This window comes from Pseudovibrio sp. Ad26 (genome assembly GCF_001623285.1).
GTDB lineage: Bacteria > Pseudomonadota > Alphaproteobacteria > Rhizobiales > Stappiaceae > Pseudovibrio > Pseudovibrio ascidiaceicola.
Genome location: NZ_LMCE01000035.1, coordinates 1 through 15,738, shown reverse-complemented (window position 1 = coordinate 15,738; position 15,738 = coordinate 1). Strand labels below are relative to the sequence as shown.

Sequence of the window (15,738 nt, the reverse complement as noted above, 5' to 3'; positions counted from 1 at the left end):
GACGATTTGCAGCCCCGCAAACCGCGCTATTGCTGTTGAACATCTTTGATACTTGTAAAGGATTGTTCAATGGCAAGAGCCGGTTCAAGTACGCCTCACTATGAGACTGATACACCCGTTTTATACGAGGTCGACGGGCCGATTGCATGGATCACTATGAACCGGCCGCAATTTCACAACGCACAAAACTCGCAGATGACCTATGCCCTCGACCGGGCGTTTTCAAAGGCGACTGATGACAGCCAGGTGAAGGTGATTGTCTTGCGTGGTGCGGGCAAACATTTCAGCGCAGGCCACGATATTGGCTCTCCCGGACGGGACGTTAATGAGGATTTCTCCCGCATCGGTTTGTTGCCAACGCACACAGACCGGCAAGGGGCGGAGTTTCTTTATACCCGCGAGCATGAAGTTTATCTGGGCATGTGCCGCCGCTGGCGGGCGCTGCCCAAGCCGACCATTGCCATGGTTCATGGAGGCTGCATCGCTGGTGGTCTCATGTTGGCGTGGGTCTGCGATCTGATCGTCGCCTGCGAGACGGCGTTTTTTCAAGACCCGGTGGCGCGCATGGGGATTCCCGGCGTGGAGTACTTTGCCCATCCGTTTGAGTTGCCGCCGCGCGTTGCAAAAGAATTTTTGCTGCTGGGCGAGCGCATGAGCGCACAGGAGGCTGGCACATACGGCATGGTCAACCGGGTGGTTGAGGCGCAGGAGCTGGAAAACACCGTGCGCGACATGGCGGGCAAGATTGCAAGCAGGCCGCCGCTTGGCAACTGGCTGGTTAAACAGGCTGTCAATCATGCGGAAGACCTGCGCGGCAAACACACGGCGCTGGATGCGGTCTATCACATGCACCACTTCGCCCATGCCCAGAACGAGCTGCTCAGCGGTCATACACTGGGTGGGCTGGATGCAAAAGCAATGGCGCACGCCAACAAAGCGGAACAGAAGGCCTGAGGATGGAACTGAATTACACGCAAGAGCAAATTGAGTTTCGCCATGAGGTGCGCCAGTGGATGAGTGCGAACGTGCCCAAGCAGCCCCTGCCCTCCTTTGATGGCTCTCATGTGGGTTTTGAAGCGCACCGCGAGTGGGAAAAGAAATTACATGCCGGGGGCTGGAGTGCGGTCAGCTGGCCGGAAAAATACGGTGGTCGCGGGCTGGACCTGCTGCGCTGGCTCATTTTTGAAGAGGAATATTATGCCGCCAAAGCCCCACTGCGGGTGAACCAGAACGGCATTTTCCTGCTGGGGCCAACGCTGATGGAGTTTGGCACGCAAGAGCAAAAGCAGCGCTTCCTGCCCAAGATGGCCTGCGGCGATGAGGTGTGGGCGCAAGCCTGGTCCGAGCCGCAGGCCGGATCGGATCTGGCAGCGGTGCGCGCTAAAGCGGTGCGCGATGGCGATCATTACCTGTTGTCTGGTCACAAAATCTGGTCGTCACGTGCGGTGATGGCAGATTGGGCGTTTGGCTTGTTCCGTACTGATGAGAGCGAGAAGCGCCACAAGGGATTGTCGCTGATTCTGTTTCCCCTCACCGCTCCTGGTGTTCAGCGCGAACCAATTGCGCAGATCAATGGCGAAACCGGGTTTGCAGAGCTGATACTTGATGAGGTCCGCGTCCCGCTTGATCATCGTGTGGGGGAGGAAGGTCAGGGCTGGTCCATCTGCATGGCGACGGCAGGGTTTGAGCGGGGTCTGATGCTGCGCTCGCCGGGCCGCTTTCAGGCTACGGCGCAGGCGCTGGTTGAGCTTTACAAAGCCAACATGACGAGTTGCAGCACTGAGCTGAAGCGCATCGTCACGCAAACCGTGATGGAAGCGCATGCTTATGCCGTATCGATCTACTCCACCGCCAGCCAGATCATGGGCGGAAAGACCATTGGTGCAGAAGCCTCTGTCACCAAAATCATCTGGTCGGAACTGGATATCAAACTCCATGAAACCGCCTTGCAGATTCTGGGCGCACGCGCAGTCTGCCCGGACCCAGCGGACCATGAGGCGTCTCGCTGGGTGGATGGCTATCTGTTTTCCCTTGCCGGGCCAATTTACGCGGGCAGCAACGAAATTCAACGCAACATCATTGCCGAGCGCGTACTTGGTCTGCCGCGGTCCTGAAGGAGAACCCTATGGAATTTGCTTTATCAAATGATCAGAGGGTTGCCAGTGACATGCTGCGCAAGTTTCTCAGTGACAAATGCTCCAGCCACCATCTGCGCGATGAGCTGAAAACCCAGATTGCCTTCAACCTTGGCCGCTGGCAGGAGCTGGGCGCATTGGGGATGTATGAGGCGTTGATCAGCGAGGCCAATGACGGGCTGGCCCTGCGGGCAACCGATTTTTGCCTGATGGCGCAACTGTGCGGCTATGCGCTTTTGCCCGAGCCACTTGTGGAGCAGGCTGGCGTGGTTTTGCCACTGTTGGAGCGCTCAGGCGATGACGATGCGCTGCGGCTGCTCAAAGCCGTTGTTGCCATGCCGGCACCGATTGCGCTGGTCCACCCTAACATGCCGTTCTGCCTTGGGCCAGATGAGCCATATGCGCTGCTGCGTTCGCGAGGGGATGATATGGTCCTGATGCAGCCGCATGAATTTGACTTGCGCAAACAACCCAGTATCGACCCGCTGCGGCCCGTGTACACTCTGGCCCCGGGGCACGCGGGCGGCAAGGTTATTGCCAGCGGCGCGTTGGGGCGTTCGCTCATCAACTGGTCAGGCAAACAGGGCGCGTTGTTGTGTGCTGCTCAGCTCATCGGCATTGCGCAGGCCTGCCTTGATCTTGCGGTTGAGTACAGCAAGACCCGCCAGCAGTTTGGCCGGGCCATCGGCAGTTATCAGGCGCTTAAACACCAGATGGCGAACACCAAAGTGCAGATAGAGCGGGACCAGCCAATGCTGTATGCAGCGGCCGCACGGGTGGAGGAAGACACGCTTTCCAGTCAGGCTCTGGTTTCACAAATCTATCTCAATGCCTCGCAAACAGCTGTTGGGGCCGCCCGCTGTGCGCTGCAGGTGCATGGGGCCATGGGCTATTCCTGGGAGGTGGATGTGCATCTTTACCTCAAACGCGCGCTGATGCTGTCGCAGCAATGGGCGTGCCCGCAAGACCACAGCGATCATGTGGCGGCGGCTGTCTTAAACGGCGCTCTTGTGCAGGACACGCTGTTCGCCGCGCCCAGCCCGCAAACCGTTTTAGCCTATGCCTGACAGGCCAGCAGAGGAGTATTTTAAATGTCAATTTGCGCAAACCGTGTGGTGATTGTAACCGGTGCCGGTCGTGGTCTTGGCCGGGCTTATGCCTTGGAGCTGGCACAGCAAGGAGCCTGTGTTGTTGTCAACGACCTTGGCGTGAACCCGCATGGCGCGGACGCTGAGCGCGGTGCTGCCCGCAACCCGGCGGATGAGGTTGTCGACCAGATCAAACAGATGGGCGGACAGGCCATCGCAAATTATGATGATGTTGCTGACTGGGAGGGCGGGCACCGGCTGGTGCAAAGCGCGTTGACCCAGTTTGGCAGCCTGCACGCCATTGTCAACAATGCCGGGTTTTTGCGGGACCTGATGTTTGTATCAGCAACGCCGGAAGAGTGGGATGCGGTGATGAAAGTGCACCTGCGCGGCCATTTTTGCACAACACGCCATGCGGTTGATTATTGGCGCGCCCAGCACAAAGCGGGCAACCCGATGAAAGCGCGCATTATCAACACCACATCTGGCGCGGGGCTGCAAGGCTCCATCGGGCAGAGCGCTTACTCAGCAGCAAAGGCCGGAATCGCCGGGTTGACGCTGGTGCAGGCCACGGAGCTGAACCGCTATGGGATCACCGCAAACGCTGTGGCTCCGCAGGCGCGCACCCGCATGACAGAAGGGGCCTTTGGCGACAAGATGTCGAGCAGCGAGAACGGCTTTGACATATTTGCACCGGAAAACACAGCCCCGTTGATTTCTTATTTGTGCTCTGAGTACTCAGAGCATGTGACGGGTGAGGTTTTTGAGCTGATCGGTGGCCGCCTGAGTGTCGCCTCTGGATGGAATGACGGCCCTGCCGAAGACATTTCCCGGCGCTGGACGGCAGAGGAAATCTCCAGAACCATGGGCAATCTTCTGGCGCAAAAAACGCAGGGCAAACCCGTGTACGGCACGGTGTAAGCCGAGAATGCAACCCGGTTTCAAGGCGCGATCAGGCGTCTTGAAACCGTTCTATCTGGTCTAGGAACAGCGGCTTTTCTCCGCCGCCATGGATTTCGAGCGTAGCCCCGGAAACGTAGCTGGATGAGGGGCTGCTCAGATACAACACACCCTTGGCGATATCCTCTGGAGCGCCCATTCGCTTTGCCGGCAAGCTGGCTGCAATCTGGGCCATTGCCTGTGCTGAACCATAGGTCTCAGTTGGCGTCTGTGTCGCAATGAGCCCGACCACAATCGCATTCACCCGGATTTCCGGCCCCCACTCAGCGGCCAGAGAGCGGGTCAGCCCCAACAGGCCTGCCTTTGAGGCTCCATAAACGGCGGTTCCCGGCGAGGGGCGCACCCCTGAAACACTGGCAATGTTGACGATGGACCCACCACCTGCCCTGTGCATAGAGGCATAAACAGCTTGTGAGAAGTGGATTGGGCCGAGCAGGTTCAGAGCGACGATTTTTTCATGAAACCTTGGTGAGACGGTTGCTGCGGGCGCATGGGGTGCACCGCCTGCGTTATTGACCAGAATGCTGATTGGGCCCATCTGCGCTTCAACAGCCTTAACAAAGCTGGTGATCGAGTCCGGGTCGCGCACATCGCAGGGCCAGAACCGGGCTTGCCTGCCTGCGGCCTGCGGCAGATGCTGTGGCGCATTGCGGCCACAGACGGCAACCTGACAGCCCGCCGCCAGCAGGGAGCAGGCGATTTGAGCGCCAATCCCCCGCGTTCCGCCGGTCACAATAGCAACGCGGCCCGACAAATCTGATGCATGAACGGATTGGTGAGATTGAGACATAGCGGAATTTAAAACCTCTGCTGTGTGGGGGGCGGTTAAAGGCGTTCTATGATCATAGCATTGGCGATACCGCCGCCTTCGCACATGGTTTGCAGGCCGAAGCGAACCTTGCGGCGTTCCATCTCATGCAAAAGTGTGGTCATAAGCCGTGCCCCCGTTGCCCCAATCGGGTGTCCCAGGGCGATCCCTCCGCCATTAACATTGGTCTTTTCTGGCGGAATGTCCAACTCTTTCATCCAGGCCATCGGGATAGAGGCAAACGCTTCGTTGCACTCAAACAGGTCAATGTCCTCCACCCGCATCTGTGCGTCCTGCAGTGCTTTTTTCGTCGCCGGGATGGGGGCGGTCAGCATCCACACCGGATCGCAGCCATAAACGTTGAGGTGATGAATGCGCGCCCGCGGGGTGAGGTTATGATCCTTGACCGCCTGCTCAGAGGCGATCAGCAGTGCGCTGGCCCCATCGCAGTTCTGGCTGGCAACACCGGCGTGTATACGGCCGTCTTCCTTTATCGGCTGCAACTCTGCCATCTTGCTCAAGCTGGTCTCGCGCCTTGGGGTTTCATCGCTCTCAAACCCGTCAATTCCGCTGATTTCGCGATCAAAACAACCATTGTCGATGGCGTTGATGGCGCGCTGATGGCTGTTTAAGGCGTAGTGTTCCATGTCCTCGCGGGAGCATTTCCAATATTGGGCAATCATTTCGGCAGCCCGAAACTGAGAGATTTCTTCGCCGCCATACCGGCGCTGCCAGCCTTTGGAACTGGTGAATGGCGAGGTGAAGCCAAATTGCGGGCCAACGCTCATGGCTGCGCCAATGGGGATGGAGTTCATGCTTTGCACGCCGCCGGCAACAATCAGATGCTGCGTGCCGCTCATAACCGCTTGCGCGGCAAAATGGATGGCTTGCTGACCAGACCCGCATTGCCGGTCAATGGTGACACCGGGCACGTGGTCCGGCAAGCCTGCCACCAGTGCGCAGGTGCGGGCAATGTTGCCTGATTGTGAGGCGAGCGTGTCGGTGCAGCCATAAATCACATCATCAATGGCAGCTGGCTCAATGGATGTACGCTCCAGCAAAGCGCGGATCGGGTGTGCGCCAAGGTCAGCGGAATGCATTTGCGCCAGACTGCCCTTTTGCGCCCGATCGGCGTGCGTACGGCATCAACAATATAGGCTTCCGGCATTTTGAAGGTTCCCTGTTTCTGGTGTGAGGTGGCTCGCCACTTTTTGCAATGCTGAGAAAACCGCAGCGGGGTGGCTATGGCCCATGTAGCGCGCGCCCTGAAAAATAAAATCGTCCGAATAGGTGATGCGGCACCAGACAGAACGCGGCAGATTGCCATCATTGAAACGGCCAAGGGGGGACTTGGGCATGTGGAAAGGACTGATTGCCGCCATCTGCTTGATGCTGTGTGCAGTGCGTGCGGACGCATCCGACTGGCGCATACTGGCGCGGTTTGATGATGCACCTGAGGGACTGGTCAGCGACCAGCAGGGCGGGTTTTTTGTTTCGCTGTTCCATTCAGCCGAGATTTATCGGGTTTCCGCTGATGGAGAAAAAACAAGGATCGCGACACTGCGCGATGTCATCGGCTCTGCCAAGGGCAGCACAATAGGAATCGACTTTGACGGCAAGGACACCCTTTACGTTGCCTTTGCAGAATATTCCAAACGCTATACCTGGCCCGCAGTTCCGGGGCTGGCTGTCGAGGCCTGTGCCGATTCCACCGTGCGCCATTCCGGCCTATATGCGGTGCAGATTTCTACCGGGCAGGTGGAAGCGGTTGCCACGCGCGCTGAGGGCTATCCGTTTTGCTTCCCGGATGATCCGGTGATTGATGAACATGGCGACATCTACCTTTCAGACCTGTCGCTCAAAGCAATCTGGAAGATCAATCCAACCAGCCGCAAGGTTGATTTGTGGTCCAAAGATCCGCTGTTTTCTGGTGGAGATCATGTGTTGAGCGGCTACGATGTTGGCGTCAACGGCGTTGCTCTTTCCCCCGATGGCCGTGCTCTTTATGGCGTCACAGGCGGGCTGCCCTTGCTGGTGAGGATTCCGATCCTTGCGGATGGATCAGCAGGCAAAGCGGAGATGGTTGCCTTTGGCTTTGCCAATATGGATGGGCTGGAAGTTGACGGGGATGGGACCTTCTATCTGACGGAAACCAAACGCAGCGAAATCTGGCGGCTTAATCCGCAAGCCGACCGGCGCGAGCAGCTGGGCAATCCGCTCAGGGACACATTAGGGGCACCTGCCAGCCTGGCATTTTCAGAGACAGAGCTGTGCGTCACCAACCTGAATTTCTTCGGTCATCTTCCCAAGGAAAAAGCAAACTCGGTTGTCTGCCGGCCAACTGCCCGTCCAGCATGGTCTAACTAATTGAATTATTGCAAACCTATCTAAGCATCAGGGGATTTTGAAATGACAGTATATGAAACAGATGTTCTTGTTATTGGCGGTGGGCCAGCCGGATCAACCGCCGCTGCGGCACTGGCGCGCAATGGGATCAAGACCACCATTTTGGAGCGTGATGTGTTTCCAAGATATCATATTGGTGAGTCCCTCCTAGCCTCACTGGTTCCCATGATTGATATCATCGGCGCAACAGAAAAAGTTGCTGCATGTGGCTTTGTCAAAAAGCCGGGCGGGTACTTCAACTGGGGCGGAGAAAAATGGGCGTTCCGGTTTGATGAGGTTGAAGGTGCACCGGAGCATTCCTTCCAGGTGGAGCGCGCTGAGTTTGATAATCTGCTGATTGAGCACGCTGGCGAGTGTGGGGCTGAGGTTCATCAAAATGTCAGTGTCAACAAGATCAATTTTGAAGATGGCCGCGCAGTCAGAGCCTCGTGGACAGACCACACCAAGAAAAAGTCCGGTGAGCTGAAGTTCAAGCACCTGATTGATTGCTCAGGCCGCAATGGTGTTCTCGCCAACGGCCATTTTAAAAACCGCCGCTTCCATGATGTGTTCAAAAACGTGGCTTTGTGGGCTTATTATGATGATGTGGATTTGAGCTACGACGATCTACCAGCAGGCTCCACGCGAATTTTGGCTGTTGATCAGGGCTGGATCTGGTTTATTCCGCTCAAAGACAACAAGGTCAGCGTTGGTCTGGTAATCGCCCATGATGCTTTGCGCTCCAAACGCAAGGATAACATGAGTGATGAGGAGATTTATAATCAGGTTTTGGAGGATCATCCCGAAGCCAAGCTGATGCTGCAAAAGGCAACCCGCGGCAAAATGCGTGTTGAATCAGATTATTCCTACACATCTGACTCCTTTTCGGGCCCCGGCTTTTTCATGAGCGGCGATGCAGCGTGTTTCCTCGATCCGCTGCTGTCCAGCGGTGTGCACCTTGCCATGTTCTCCGCGCTGATGGCCGCAGCCTGCATCACCAGCATTCACACTGGCGATGTGGACGAAGACCGGGCGCATACTTTCTTTGAAACCAGTTACCGCCAGGCTTATCTGCGGTTCCTGATGCTGGTCTCCACGTTCTACGACATGGGCCAAGGGCAAAAAGGCTACTTCGCCCAATCGCAAAAGCTGACCTCCAAGGAATATGACACGGAGGAAATGAAAACAGCCTTTGTTGATATTGTTTCCGGCACTGCTGACTTTACCGATGTCAGTGATGAAGAGTATGGCGCGGTCATTGTTGCCAAGGTGACCGAGAAGCTGAAAACGGGGGTCGATATGCGCCGGGGCACGCGGGAGATCGGCGAGGAAGAACGCGAAGAGCACTTGCAGTTCATGGACGGCATTGTCGGCCTGAGCTTTTTGGACAAAAACGCCTCCATCGGCGGTTTGTATGTGGAGCAGGAGCCAACCTTGAAACTGGCAGAAGCCTCTGCGTAAAATCCTCAAGGATAAATGTTGGACAGGGTGACCAATATTGGGGCACCCTGATCCGGCATATGGGCCGAACGTCTCTTCGGCCCAGTGCACCCGTTCTTTTAAACAGTCTTCTTAGTGTTTGCTGCCGATCAGGATTTTCAATGCATAACGATCTTTCCTTTACCACCATTGGTCATCTTTGTAAGTGGGCCGCTCAGACATACGGGACAATGCCAGCTCTGGAAGAGGGCAGGACTTACTCCTTTATTGAACTGGACGAGCTGCGCCAGCAGGCGGCCAGGGCCTTGATCGCTTTGGGTGTGAAAAAGGGTGACCGGGTGATGGTGTGGGGGCCCAACACCTGGCACTGGGTTGTGGCAGCCCTGGGGTTGGTGAGCATCGGCGCTATCCTTATTCCTGCCAGCACTCGCTTTAAAGCCAGCGAAATGGACGATCTAATCGAGCGCAGCGGCACCCCCCTTCTGTTCAGTGCAGGGCAGTTTTTGGGCAAGTATTACCCGCAGGAACTGGCGGATAAGACCCGCAGCGGTCTCAATCAATTGGTCATTATGGGAGAGGCGCAAGACGAAAGGGATTGCGGCTGGCAGGCGTTTTTGGAAAAAGGCAACAGCATATCAGCCCAGCAGCTGCATGATGTTGAGCAGAGCGTTGGCCCGGATGATCTGTGCGACATGCTGTTTACATCCGGCACCACCGGTTTCCCCAAGGGCGTGATGTTTGGACACAAGCAATGCCTGATGGGCGTTGATGGCTGGGCAGACCGGGTGGGGCTGACTAAGGGCGACCGGGTGTTGGTGATCCCGCCGTTTTTCCATGCTTTTGGCTATCGCTGCGGCGTGCTTGTGTGTTTGCTGCGCGGGGCTACTCTTATTCCCCACTTAACTTATCAGCCCGATGAAATTTTAAGCCGCATTGAGACCAGCGGCATCAGCGTTATTCCCGGCCCTCCCGCGATCTTTCAGGGCATGCTGCAGGAGGAAAACCTTGGCCAGTATAACCTGAGCACCCTGCGCGTTGGGGTGACGGGCGGTGCTGTTATTCCGCCAGCACTGATCCGGGATATGCGGCAGATACTTGGGTTTAAGGATGTTGTCAGCGGATATGGCCTGACGGAGTGCGGCGGGTTTGGCACCATGTGCAGCGCTGACGATGATGATGAAACAATCGCCACCACCGCAGGGCGGCCCCAACCGGGCTTGGAAGTGGCGATCAAAGACACCTCCGGCTCCATTTTGCCAGCGGAAACAACCGGTGAAGTTGTGATCCGCGGTTATGCGGTGATGCAGGGGTACTTCAATAACGAAGAGGCCACACAAGAGATCATTGACGAGCAGGGTTATTTGCATACCGGTGATTTGGGGCAGCTGGATAAAGACGGCAACCTGAAGATCAAAGGCCGGTTGAAAGACATGTATATCTGCGGCGGGTTTAACTGTTACCCCGCTGAGATTGAACGGCTTTTGAGCAGCAATCCAGCCATTGGCAGTGCAGCGGTTATTGGCATTGCCGATGACAGGCTGGGCGAAGTGGGCTGCGCCTTTGTTGTGTTAAAGCCGGGCCACCAGCTGAGTGCGGAGGAGGTTATCAGCTGGGCGCGGGACCATATGGCAAACTTCAAATGCCCGCGCCGTGTTGAAATTGTGAAAACACTGCCACTCAGCGCGCAAAGCAAAGTCAGAAAACAGGATCTTTACGAATTGCTGAACAACCGTGCAGAAGCGCTGGTTGAATAAAAAGAATGAGGTGAATTTTCATTGGAGAGGGAAATTTGGGATGAAGAAATTACTCAGGATAGGCACAGTTGTCGCCGCCTCCTTGGCAGCCAGCTTGGTGCATGCAGAAGATACGATTAAGGTTGGCGGATTGGTGTCGTTGTCCGGCGGCGGTGCATCCTTTGGCCGGGTGGCCCAACTTGCCTGGGAGATGGCGATTGAGGACATCAACGCTGAAGGTGGGATCAACGGGCGTAAGGTCGAGTTTATTCTGGCAGATACGCTGACACAGCCCAACCATGCGGTTGCCGAAGCGCGCCGTCTTATTGCAAATGAAAAGGTTGAAGGGTTTATCGGTCCTGTCACCAGTCAGGAAGTCATTCCGGTGTCTGGTCTGACGACAGCGGCCAATCTCTTTCAGATCACGCTGGCCTCTTCTGCCCGGTTAACACCGCAGACGGCACCCTATCATTTTTCAAGCTCACCAACCGGGCTAACTCAGATGATCCCGAACATCGACTATGCAGTCAATGTTTTGGGTGCCCGAAACATTGGCATCATTTCCGACAATGGCGGCATGTCACGCGATGCGGTTTCGCAGATGTTGAAATACCTTCAGACCAAGGATCTGAAACCTGCCAGCATCCAGCAGTTTTCCTTCAGAACCGAGGACATGACCCCGCAACTGTTTTCCATGCGCTCTGATGGTGTGGATGCGGTGCTGATCATCAATAGCCTTGGTGATGATTCCCGCAAGTTCTTGCAAAACATGCAGGAAATCGGTTGGGATGTACCAGTGCTTGGCTCGCTGACCATGACCAACTTTGCAGCAGCTAATGAAAAGCTGCTGGGGCCGGACGCCTTCAAATACGTCAGAAGCGTGCAGTTTGTCGGCATGACCTACTGCCCCGGTGATGAAGTTGGCACAACGCCCTACGCCATGTTTGATGCCCGCGCCAAAAAGGCCATCAAAGACCTCGACCGCATCGGTGGCAGCTCCGCGATCATACCGTTTTACATCAGTCCGCTGATCTTCAAAATGGCAATTGAAGGGGCTGGCACCACGGATGGGAAAAAGGTTGCCGCCTGGGTGGAAGCCAATGCAGGAAAGATGACCAATATGGTTGGCCCGTTCGCTGCTAGTCAGGAGTCACACTTCCTGCCAGCACCGGATTCACTGGTTGTGGTGAAAAACGCTTATGCGCACCGCGAAGATGGTCTGATTGAGCGCATCACCTGTCAATAAAGAAACTTTTTATCGTAATTACGCGCATATCAGCCAATTAAAGAGCTTTACTCGTTTATTTGGATGACGCGCAGAGATCCAGCCTGAGACTATTTTGGTCTAACAACAGGCTGGATTTTTTTATGACTTATTCAACGTGTGACGATGACAGCTTAATTGCCCAAACCGTGCAGAGGCTTTTAGCGGATGCAGGAGGACTGGAGCTTGCGCGGGCCGGGGCCACCAGCCAGACCTGCCAGTCCCTATGGTCGGTGCTGGGTCAGGAGCTGGGGTATACGGCCCTTGGCCTTGCAGAGGAAATCGGCGGAACCGGGGAAGATCTGGCCGCGCGGATAGAGATTGAGCGCCTTTTGGGCAGTGTTCTGGCTCCCCTGCCCTATCACACAACCATCAGCGTGTGCGCTGCCGTTTTGCAGGCGGCAACGCCCGGCCCACTGCGTGATGAGTGGGCGCACAAGCTCACATCCGGTCAGGCAACAGCAACGCTGGCACATGCGCCCATCGGGGCGCAAGCGGAGTGGACATCCACCCCATTTACTGCCCGGCAAACTGCCAGCTGCTACACGCTGACGGGCAAAAGTGGGCCGCTACTGAACCTTGCAATGGCTGATCTAGTGCTTATCCCGGCGCGCTGCGGGACAGAGCTGGTGGTGTTCGCTGTACCCGGCAAAGATCTGGCGCAGATGAGTGAGCCGCACAGCGCTCTGGATGGCAGCTTGAGTTTGAGCGGGCTCCAGCTCGACCAGTATGCCGTGCCGGACGCAGCACTGATTGACCGGGGCGAGGATTTTGCCGGACGCTATGAGTTGGTGCTGTGTCAGGCCCGGCTGGCGTTGGCGGCGCATATGATGGGCTCGGCCCGGGTCGCTTTTGACCTCACTCACCAATACATCTGCGAGCGTTCGCAGTTTGGTCAGGTGATCGGTTCCTTTCAGGCCATCAAGCATCGCATGGCTGATCTTTATGTGCAGCTGAACCGCGTTGATGCGCTTATTGATGGCGCGGTGAGTGATTTTGCTCAAGCAGCGGATCAGGACGTGCAGCGCATTGCCTGCGCGCAAAGCGATACGGCGGTGGTGTGGGCGAGCGAGCTTTTTTACAAGGTGAGTGCCGAAGCCATTCAGCTGCATGGCGGTGTTGGCATGACGTGGGAATACAGCCCGCAGCTGTTCTTCACCCGCGCCTCATCGTTGGCCGCGCTTATCGGCTCCGCTGATCAGATGTATGCCCGCCTTGGTCAGCAGCTGGTGGAGCACGCCTTTCCGATCATTCCGCACGGTGATGACAACATGGGCCTGCGCACAAAGGTGGGCGAGTATATGCGCTCCCATCTTAAAGGTGAGTATGCCGTATTGCGCGGGCGTGGCTACGCGGGCGATGGCGATGCTCTCATTGAGGAGCGCAAGGCGTGGGAGCGGGCGCTGGCAGCAGATGGCTGGGCTGGGCTTGGGTTGCCCAGCAGCGCAGGCGGGCGTGGATTTTCCATCAAAGAGCAGATTGTTTTTTATGAGGAATATGCCCGCGCTGGGGGCCCCGGACGGTTGGGCCACATCGGCGAGGGCTTGCTTGCCCCAACCCTGCTTGCTTTTGGAACCGAAGACCAGCAGACGCGGTTTTTGCCCGGCATTCTGGCGGGCACCACCTTATGGGCGCAAGGCTACAGTGAACCCAATGCGGGATCGGATCTGGCAAATATTCAAACCCGGGCGCGTTTGGATGAGAGCGGTGAAAACTGGGTGGTTACGGGGCAAAAGACATGGACCTCGCTGGCCCATATCAGCGACTGGATTTTTGTGCTGGCCCGCGCGGGTGACGGGTCCGCTGGAAAAGAGGGCCTGGTCTTCCTGCTCATGCCGCTGGACCAGCCGGGCATTGAGGTGCGGCCCATCTGCCAGATGGGCGGAACTCAGGAGTTCAACGAGGTCTTTTTTGATGGCGCACGGGCCCGGCGCGCAGACACGATCGGCGCACCGGGAGAAGGCTGGACCGTGGCAACCACCCTGCTTGGTTTTGAGCGCGGCCTGTCCACACTGGGGCAGCAAATGGGGTTTGCACGCGAGCTGGAGCTGATTGTGGATCAGGTGCACGAGGGGGCGGATGATCCCTTTCTGCTTGCCCAAATAGGACGCAGCTGGGCAGGCTTGCGGGCCATGCGCCATGGGGCTTTGAAAACGCTTGGCGCGCTGGAGGCGGGCCGTGCCGGGCCGGAGGCGCTTGGCTACAAATATGAGTGGTCCCTCTGGCATCAACAGCTTGGCGAGCTTGCCATGCAGGTGCTTGGGACCAACGCCAGCGTGCTCAGCAAGCAAACTGAAGTTTTGAAACTGCAGCAGATGTTTTTGTTTTCAAGGGCAGAAACCATCTACGGCGGTACCAGCGAAATTCAGCTGAATATCATTGCCGAAAAAGGCTTGCGACTGCCGCACAGCCCGCGCTCGCCAAGACCAGCCCCAAAGAACACGGACGGGGCGCGTAATCAGAACCTATCTAAAGTTTAAGCCAGATGCAGGCGCGAACCGCGTGTTCGATCAGGGAACGGAGTGGAAATATGAGTGCAGATTGCCTGAGGACAGAGCTTACCAGACTTTTGGGCTGCCGATACCCCATCGTGCAAACGGCGATGGGCTGGGTGGCCACGCCGCGCCTTGTTGCCGCCACCACACAGGCGGGCGGGTTTGGTTTTCTTGCAGCCGCCTCCATTCCCCCCGGTCAGGTGGAAGCTGCGATTTTGCAGGTTAAAGCGCTGACAGATGGGCCTTTTGGCGTCAACTTTCACGGGTTTCAGCCCAATGCGGGTGAAGTTGTTGAGATGGTGCTGCGCCACAAGGTTGCAGCGGTCAGTTATGGGCGCGGGCCAGATGCTGCCATGATCGGCAAATTGCGGCAGACCGGAGTGACCTGCATGCCCACTGTTGGCGCTGTCAAACATGCGGTGAAAGCGGTGCAGATGGGTGCCAACGCCATCACCATTCAAGGCAGTGAAGGTGGTGGGCATACTGGCTCAGTACCCACCTCACTGCTGTTGCCACAAGTGCTTGAAGCGGTTGATGTGCCGGTGATTGCAGCGGGCGGTTTTTATAATGGCCGCGGCCTGGCCGCAGCGCTTGCCTATGGGGCGCAGGGCATTGCCATGGGCACGCGGTTTTTGCTCACCAAGGAAAGCCCTGTTCACCAAACCTCGCTGAGCCGTTATCTGCACACCAACGACCCAAACCAGATCCGGGTTTCGCGGGCAGCAGATGGCTTGCCGCAGCGGTTTATTGAAAATGATCAGTTGCGCACGCTGGAAAACATGGGCGTGCTGCCACGGCTTATGGCGAGCGTGCGCTATGCACTGCAGTTTCGCAAAGCCAATAAGTACAGCTGGGGAGAGGTGCTTGGCGTGCTGCGGCAGAGCCTGAAGGGTGAGGACGCCAGTTTTGCAGCAACCATTATGGCCCCAACGCTGCCGCGCCTGATTACTCGCGCCTTTATTGAGGGCGATGCGCAAAACGGCCTTTTGCCAAGTGGTCAGGCCGCCGCGTTGATTGATGACCTGCCCGAATGTGCGGCGCTGATTGACGCCATTGTTGCCCAGACCCGCCACCAGCTGCGCGTGCTCTCTCAATATGATGCTTCCCTTACCACCCCTGACCAATAGCGTGAGACTGATGACCGAACCTTTTGAGACCTCTATACGCAATCATATCGCTGAGATTACCTTAAATCGCCCCCCTGTTAATGCGCTGGCTGGCAAACACTGGCACCAGCTTGCCATCACAATCAACGAGCTGAGCAACAATCCGCAGGTGCGGGTTGTGCTGATCCGGGCGGAGGGCCGTGGATTTTGTGCCGGTGTCGACATTAAAGAGCTGCAAGTGCGGCCCGATATGATCGGCTCCGTCAACAAAGGCAATTACGACACGTTCAAAGCCCTGCACTAATCCAAAGTGCCGGTTATTGT

At 56.8% G+C, this 15,738-nt stretch carries 12 protein-coding genes and 1 pseudogene; 11 read left to right on the top strand and 2 right to left on the bottom strand.

Going from position 1 to position 15,738, the window contains the following annotated elements:
* Positions 1-45: 45 nt before the first annotated feature.
* The 4 genes from PsAD26_RS05710 to PsAD26_RS05695 are packed head-to-tail and all read left to right on the top strand — an operon-like array spanning position 46 to position 4,144.
* A complete protein-coding gene (locus PsAD26_RS05710) occupies positions 46-954 on the top strand; it encodes an enoyl-CoA hydratase (RefSeq protein WP_244278171.1) in 909 nt (302 codons plus the stop codon).
* Between the two features lie 2 nt (positions 955-956).
* Positions 957-2,114 carry an acyl-CoA dehydrogenase family protein gene (locus PsAD26_RS05705; RefSeq protein WP_057461758.1) on the top strand — a complete coding sequence of 386 codons (1,158 nt, stop codon included), beginning with the start codon at positions 957-959 and terminating at the stop codon, positions 2,112-2,114.
* A gap of 11 nt (positions 2,115-2,125) precedes the next feature.
* Positions 2,126-3,202: an acyl-CoA dehydrogenase family protein gene (locus tag PsAD26_RS05700; RefSeq protein WP_057461759.1), complete on the top strand. Its 1,077-nt coding sequence runs from the start codon at positions 2,126-2,128 to the stop codon at positions 3,200-3,202.
* 24 nt (positions 3,203-3,226) lie between these two features.
* A complete protein-coding gene (locus PsAD26_RS05695; protein WP_063309635.1) occupies positions 3,227-4,144 on the top strand; it encodes an SDR family oxidoreductase in 918 nt (305 codons plus the stop codon).
* A gap of 31 nt (positions 4,145-4,175) precedes the next feature.
* Here the strand turns inward: PsAD26_RS05695 and PsAD26_RS05690 are convergent, their stop codons facing one another.
* Together PsAD26_RS05690 and PsAD26_RS05685 are read right to left on the bottom strand one after the other, a co-directional pair.
* Positions 4,176-4,973 carry an SDR family oxidoreductase gene (locus tag PsAD26_RS05690; RefSeq protein ID WP_063309634.1) on the bottom strand — a complete coding sequence of 266 codons (798 nt, stop codon included), beginning with the start codon at positions 4,971-4,973 and terminating at the stop codon, positions 4,176-4,178.
* A 35-nt stretch (positions 4,974-5,008) separates the two neighbouring features.
* Positions 5,009-6,159: pseudogene (locus PsAD26_RS05685) on the bottom strand (acetyl-CoA C-acetyltransferase).
* A gap of 188 nt (positions 6,160-6,347) precedes the next feature.
* Between PsAD26_RS05685 and PsAD26_RS05680 the strand changes: the two are divergent.
* From PsAD26_RS05680 to PsAD26_RS05650, 7 genes are all read left to right on the top strand, one after another.
* Positions 6,348-7,358, top strand: coding sequence for an SMP-30/gluconolactonase/LRE family protein (locus PsAD26_RS05680; RefSeq protein WP_057461763.1), 1,011 nt, complete (start codon positions 6,348-6,350; stop codon positions 7,356-7,358).
* A 42-nt stretch (positions 7,359-7,400) separates the two neighbouring features.
* Entirely contained in the window at positions 7,401-8,837 is a 1,437-nt protein-coding gene (locus PsAD26_RS05675; RefSeq protein ID WP_063309633.1) for an NAD(P)/FAD-dependent oxidoreductase, read from the top strand.
* A gap of 140 nt (positions 8,838-8,977) precedes the next feature.
* Positions 8,978-10,570 (top strand): AMP-binding protein, encoded by a 1,593-nt coding sequence (locus PsAD26_RS05670; RefSeq protein WP_057461765.1) that lies wholly within the window; start codon positions 8,978-8,980, stop codon positions 10,568-10,570.
* Between the two features lie 40 nt (positions 10,571-10,610).
* Positions 10,611-11,795: an ABC transporter substrate-binding protein gene (locus tag PsAD26_RS05665; protein ID WP_200962115.1), complete on the top strand. Its 1,185-nt coding sequence runs from the start codon at positions 10,611-10,613 to the stop codon at positions 11,793-11,795.
* Between the two features lie 122 nt (positions 11,796-11,917).
* The gene (locus tag PsAD26_RS28755) at positions 11,918-14,293 is read left to right on the top strand and encodes an acyl-CoA dehydrogenase family protein (protein ID WP_084403589.1); all 2,376 of its coding nucleotides are present in this window, start codon (positions 11,918-11,920) and stop codon (positions 14,291-14,293) included.
* Between the two features lie 50 nt (positions 14,294-14,343).
* Positions 14,344-15,435, top strand: coding sequence for a nitronate monooxygenase (locus PsAD26_RS05655; protein ID WP_057461767.1), 1,092 nt, complete (start codon positions 14,344-14,346; stop codon positions 15,433-15,435).
* Positions 15,404-15,718 (top strand): enoyl-CoA hydratase-related protein, encoded by a 315-nt coding sequence (locus PsAD26_RS05650; protein WP_343228968.1) that lies wholly within the window; start codon positions 15,404-15,406, stop codon positions 15,716-15,718. Before PsAD26_RS05655 ends, PsAD26_RS05650 begins: the two co-directional genes overlap by 32 nt.
* Positions 15,719-15,738: the final 20 nt, after the last annotated feature.

Coding starts and splice junctions, on each gene's coding strand:
- PsAD26_RS05705 (WP_057461758.1), top strand. CDS start 957: ATGGAACTGAATTACACGCAAGAGCAAATTGAGTTTCGCCATGAGGTG.
- PsAD26_RS05695 (WP_063309635.1), top strand. CDS start 3,227: ATGTCAATTTGCGCAAACCGTGTGGTGATTGTAACCGGTGCCGGTCGT.
- PsAD26_RS05680 (WP_057461763.1), top strand. CDS start 6,348: ATGTGGAAAGGACTGATTGCCGCCATCTGCTTGATGCTGTGTGCAGTG.
- PsAD26_RS05690 (WP_063309634.1), bottom strand. CDS start 4,973: ATGTCTCAATCTCACCAATCCGTTCATGCATCAGATTTGTCGGGCCGC.
- PsAD26_RS05675 (WP_063309633.1), top strand. CDS start 7,401: ATGACAGTATATGAAACAGATGTTCTTGTTATTGGCGGTGGGCCAGCC.
- PsAD26_RS05665 (WP_200962115.1), top strand. CDS start 10,611: ATGAAGAAATTACTCAGGATAGGCACAGTTGTCGCCGCCTCCTTGGCA.
- PsAD26_RS05655 (WP_057461767.1), top strand. CDS start 14,344: ATGAGTGCAGATTGCCTGAGGACAGAGCTTACCAGACTTTTGGGCTGC.
- PsAD26_RS05650 (WP_343228968.1), top strand. CDS start 15,404: ATGATGCTTCCCTTACCACCCCTGACCAATAGCGTGAGACTGATGACC.
- PsAD26_RS05700 (WP_057461759.1), top strand. CDS start 2,126: ATGGAATTTGCTTTATCAAATGATCAGAGGGTTGCCAGTGACATGCTG.
- PsAD26_RS05670 (WP_057461765.1), top strand. CDS start 8,978: ATGCATAACGATCTTTCCTTTACCACCATTGGTCATCTTTGTAAGTGG.
- PsAD26_RS28755 (WP_084403589.1), top strand. CDS start 11,918: ATGACTTATTCAACGTGTGACGATGACAGCTTAATTGCCCAAACCGTG.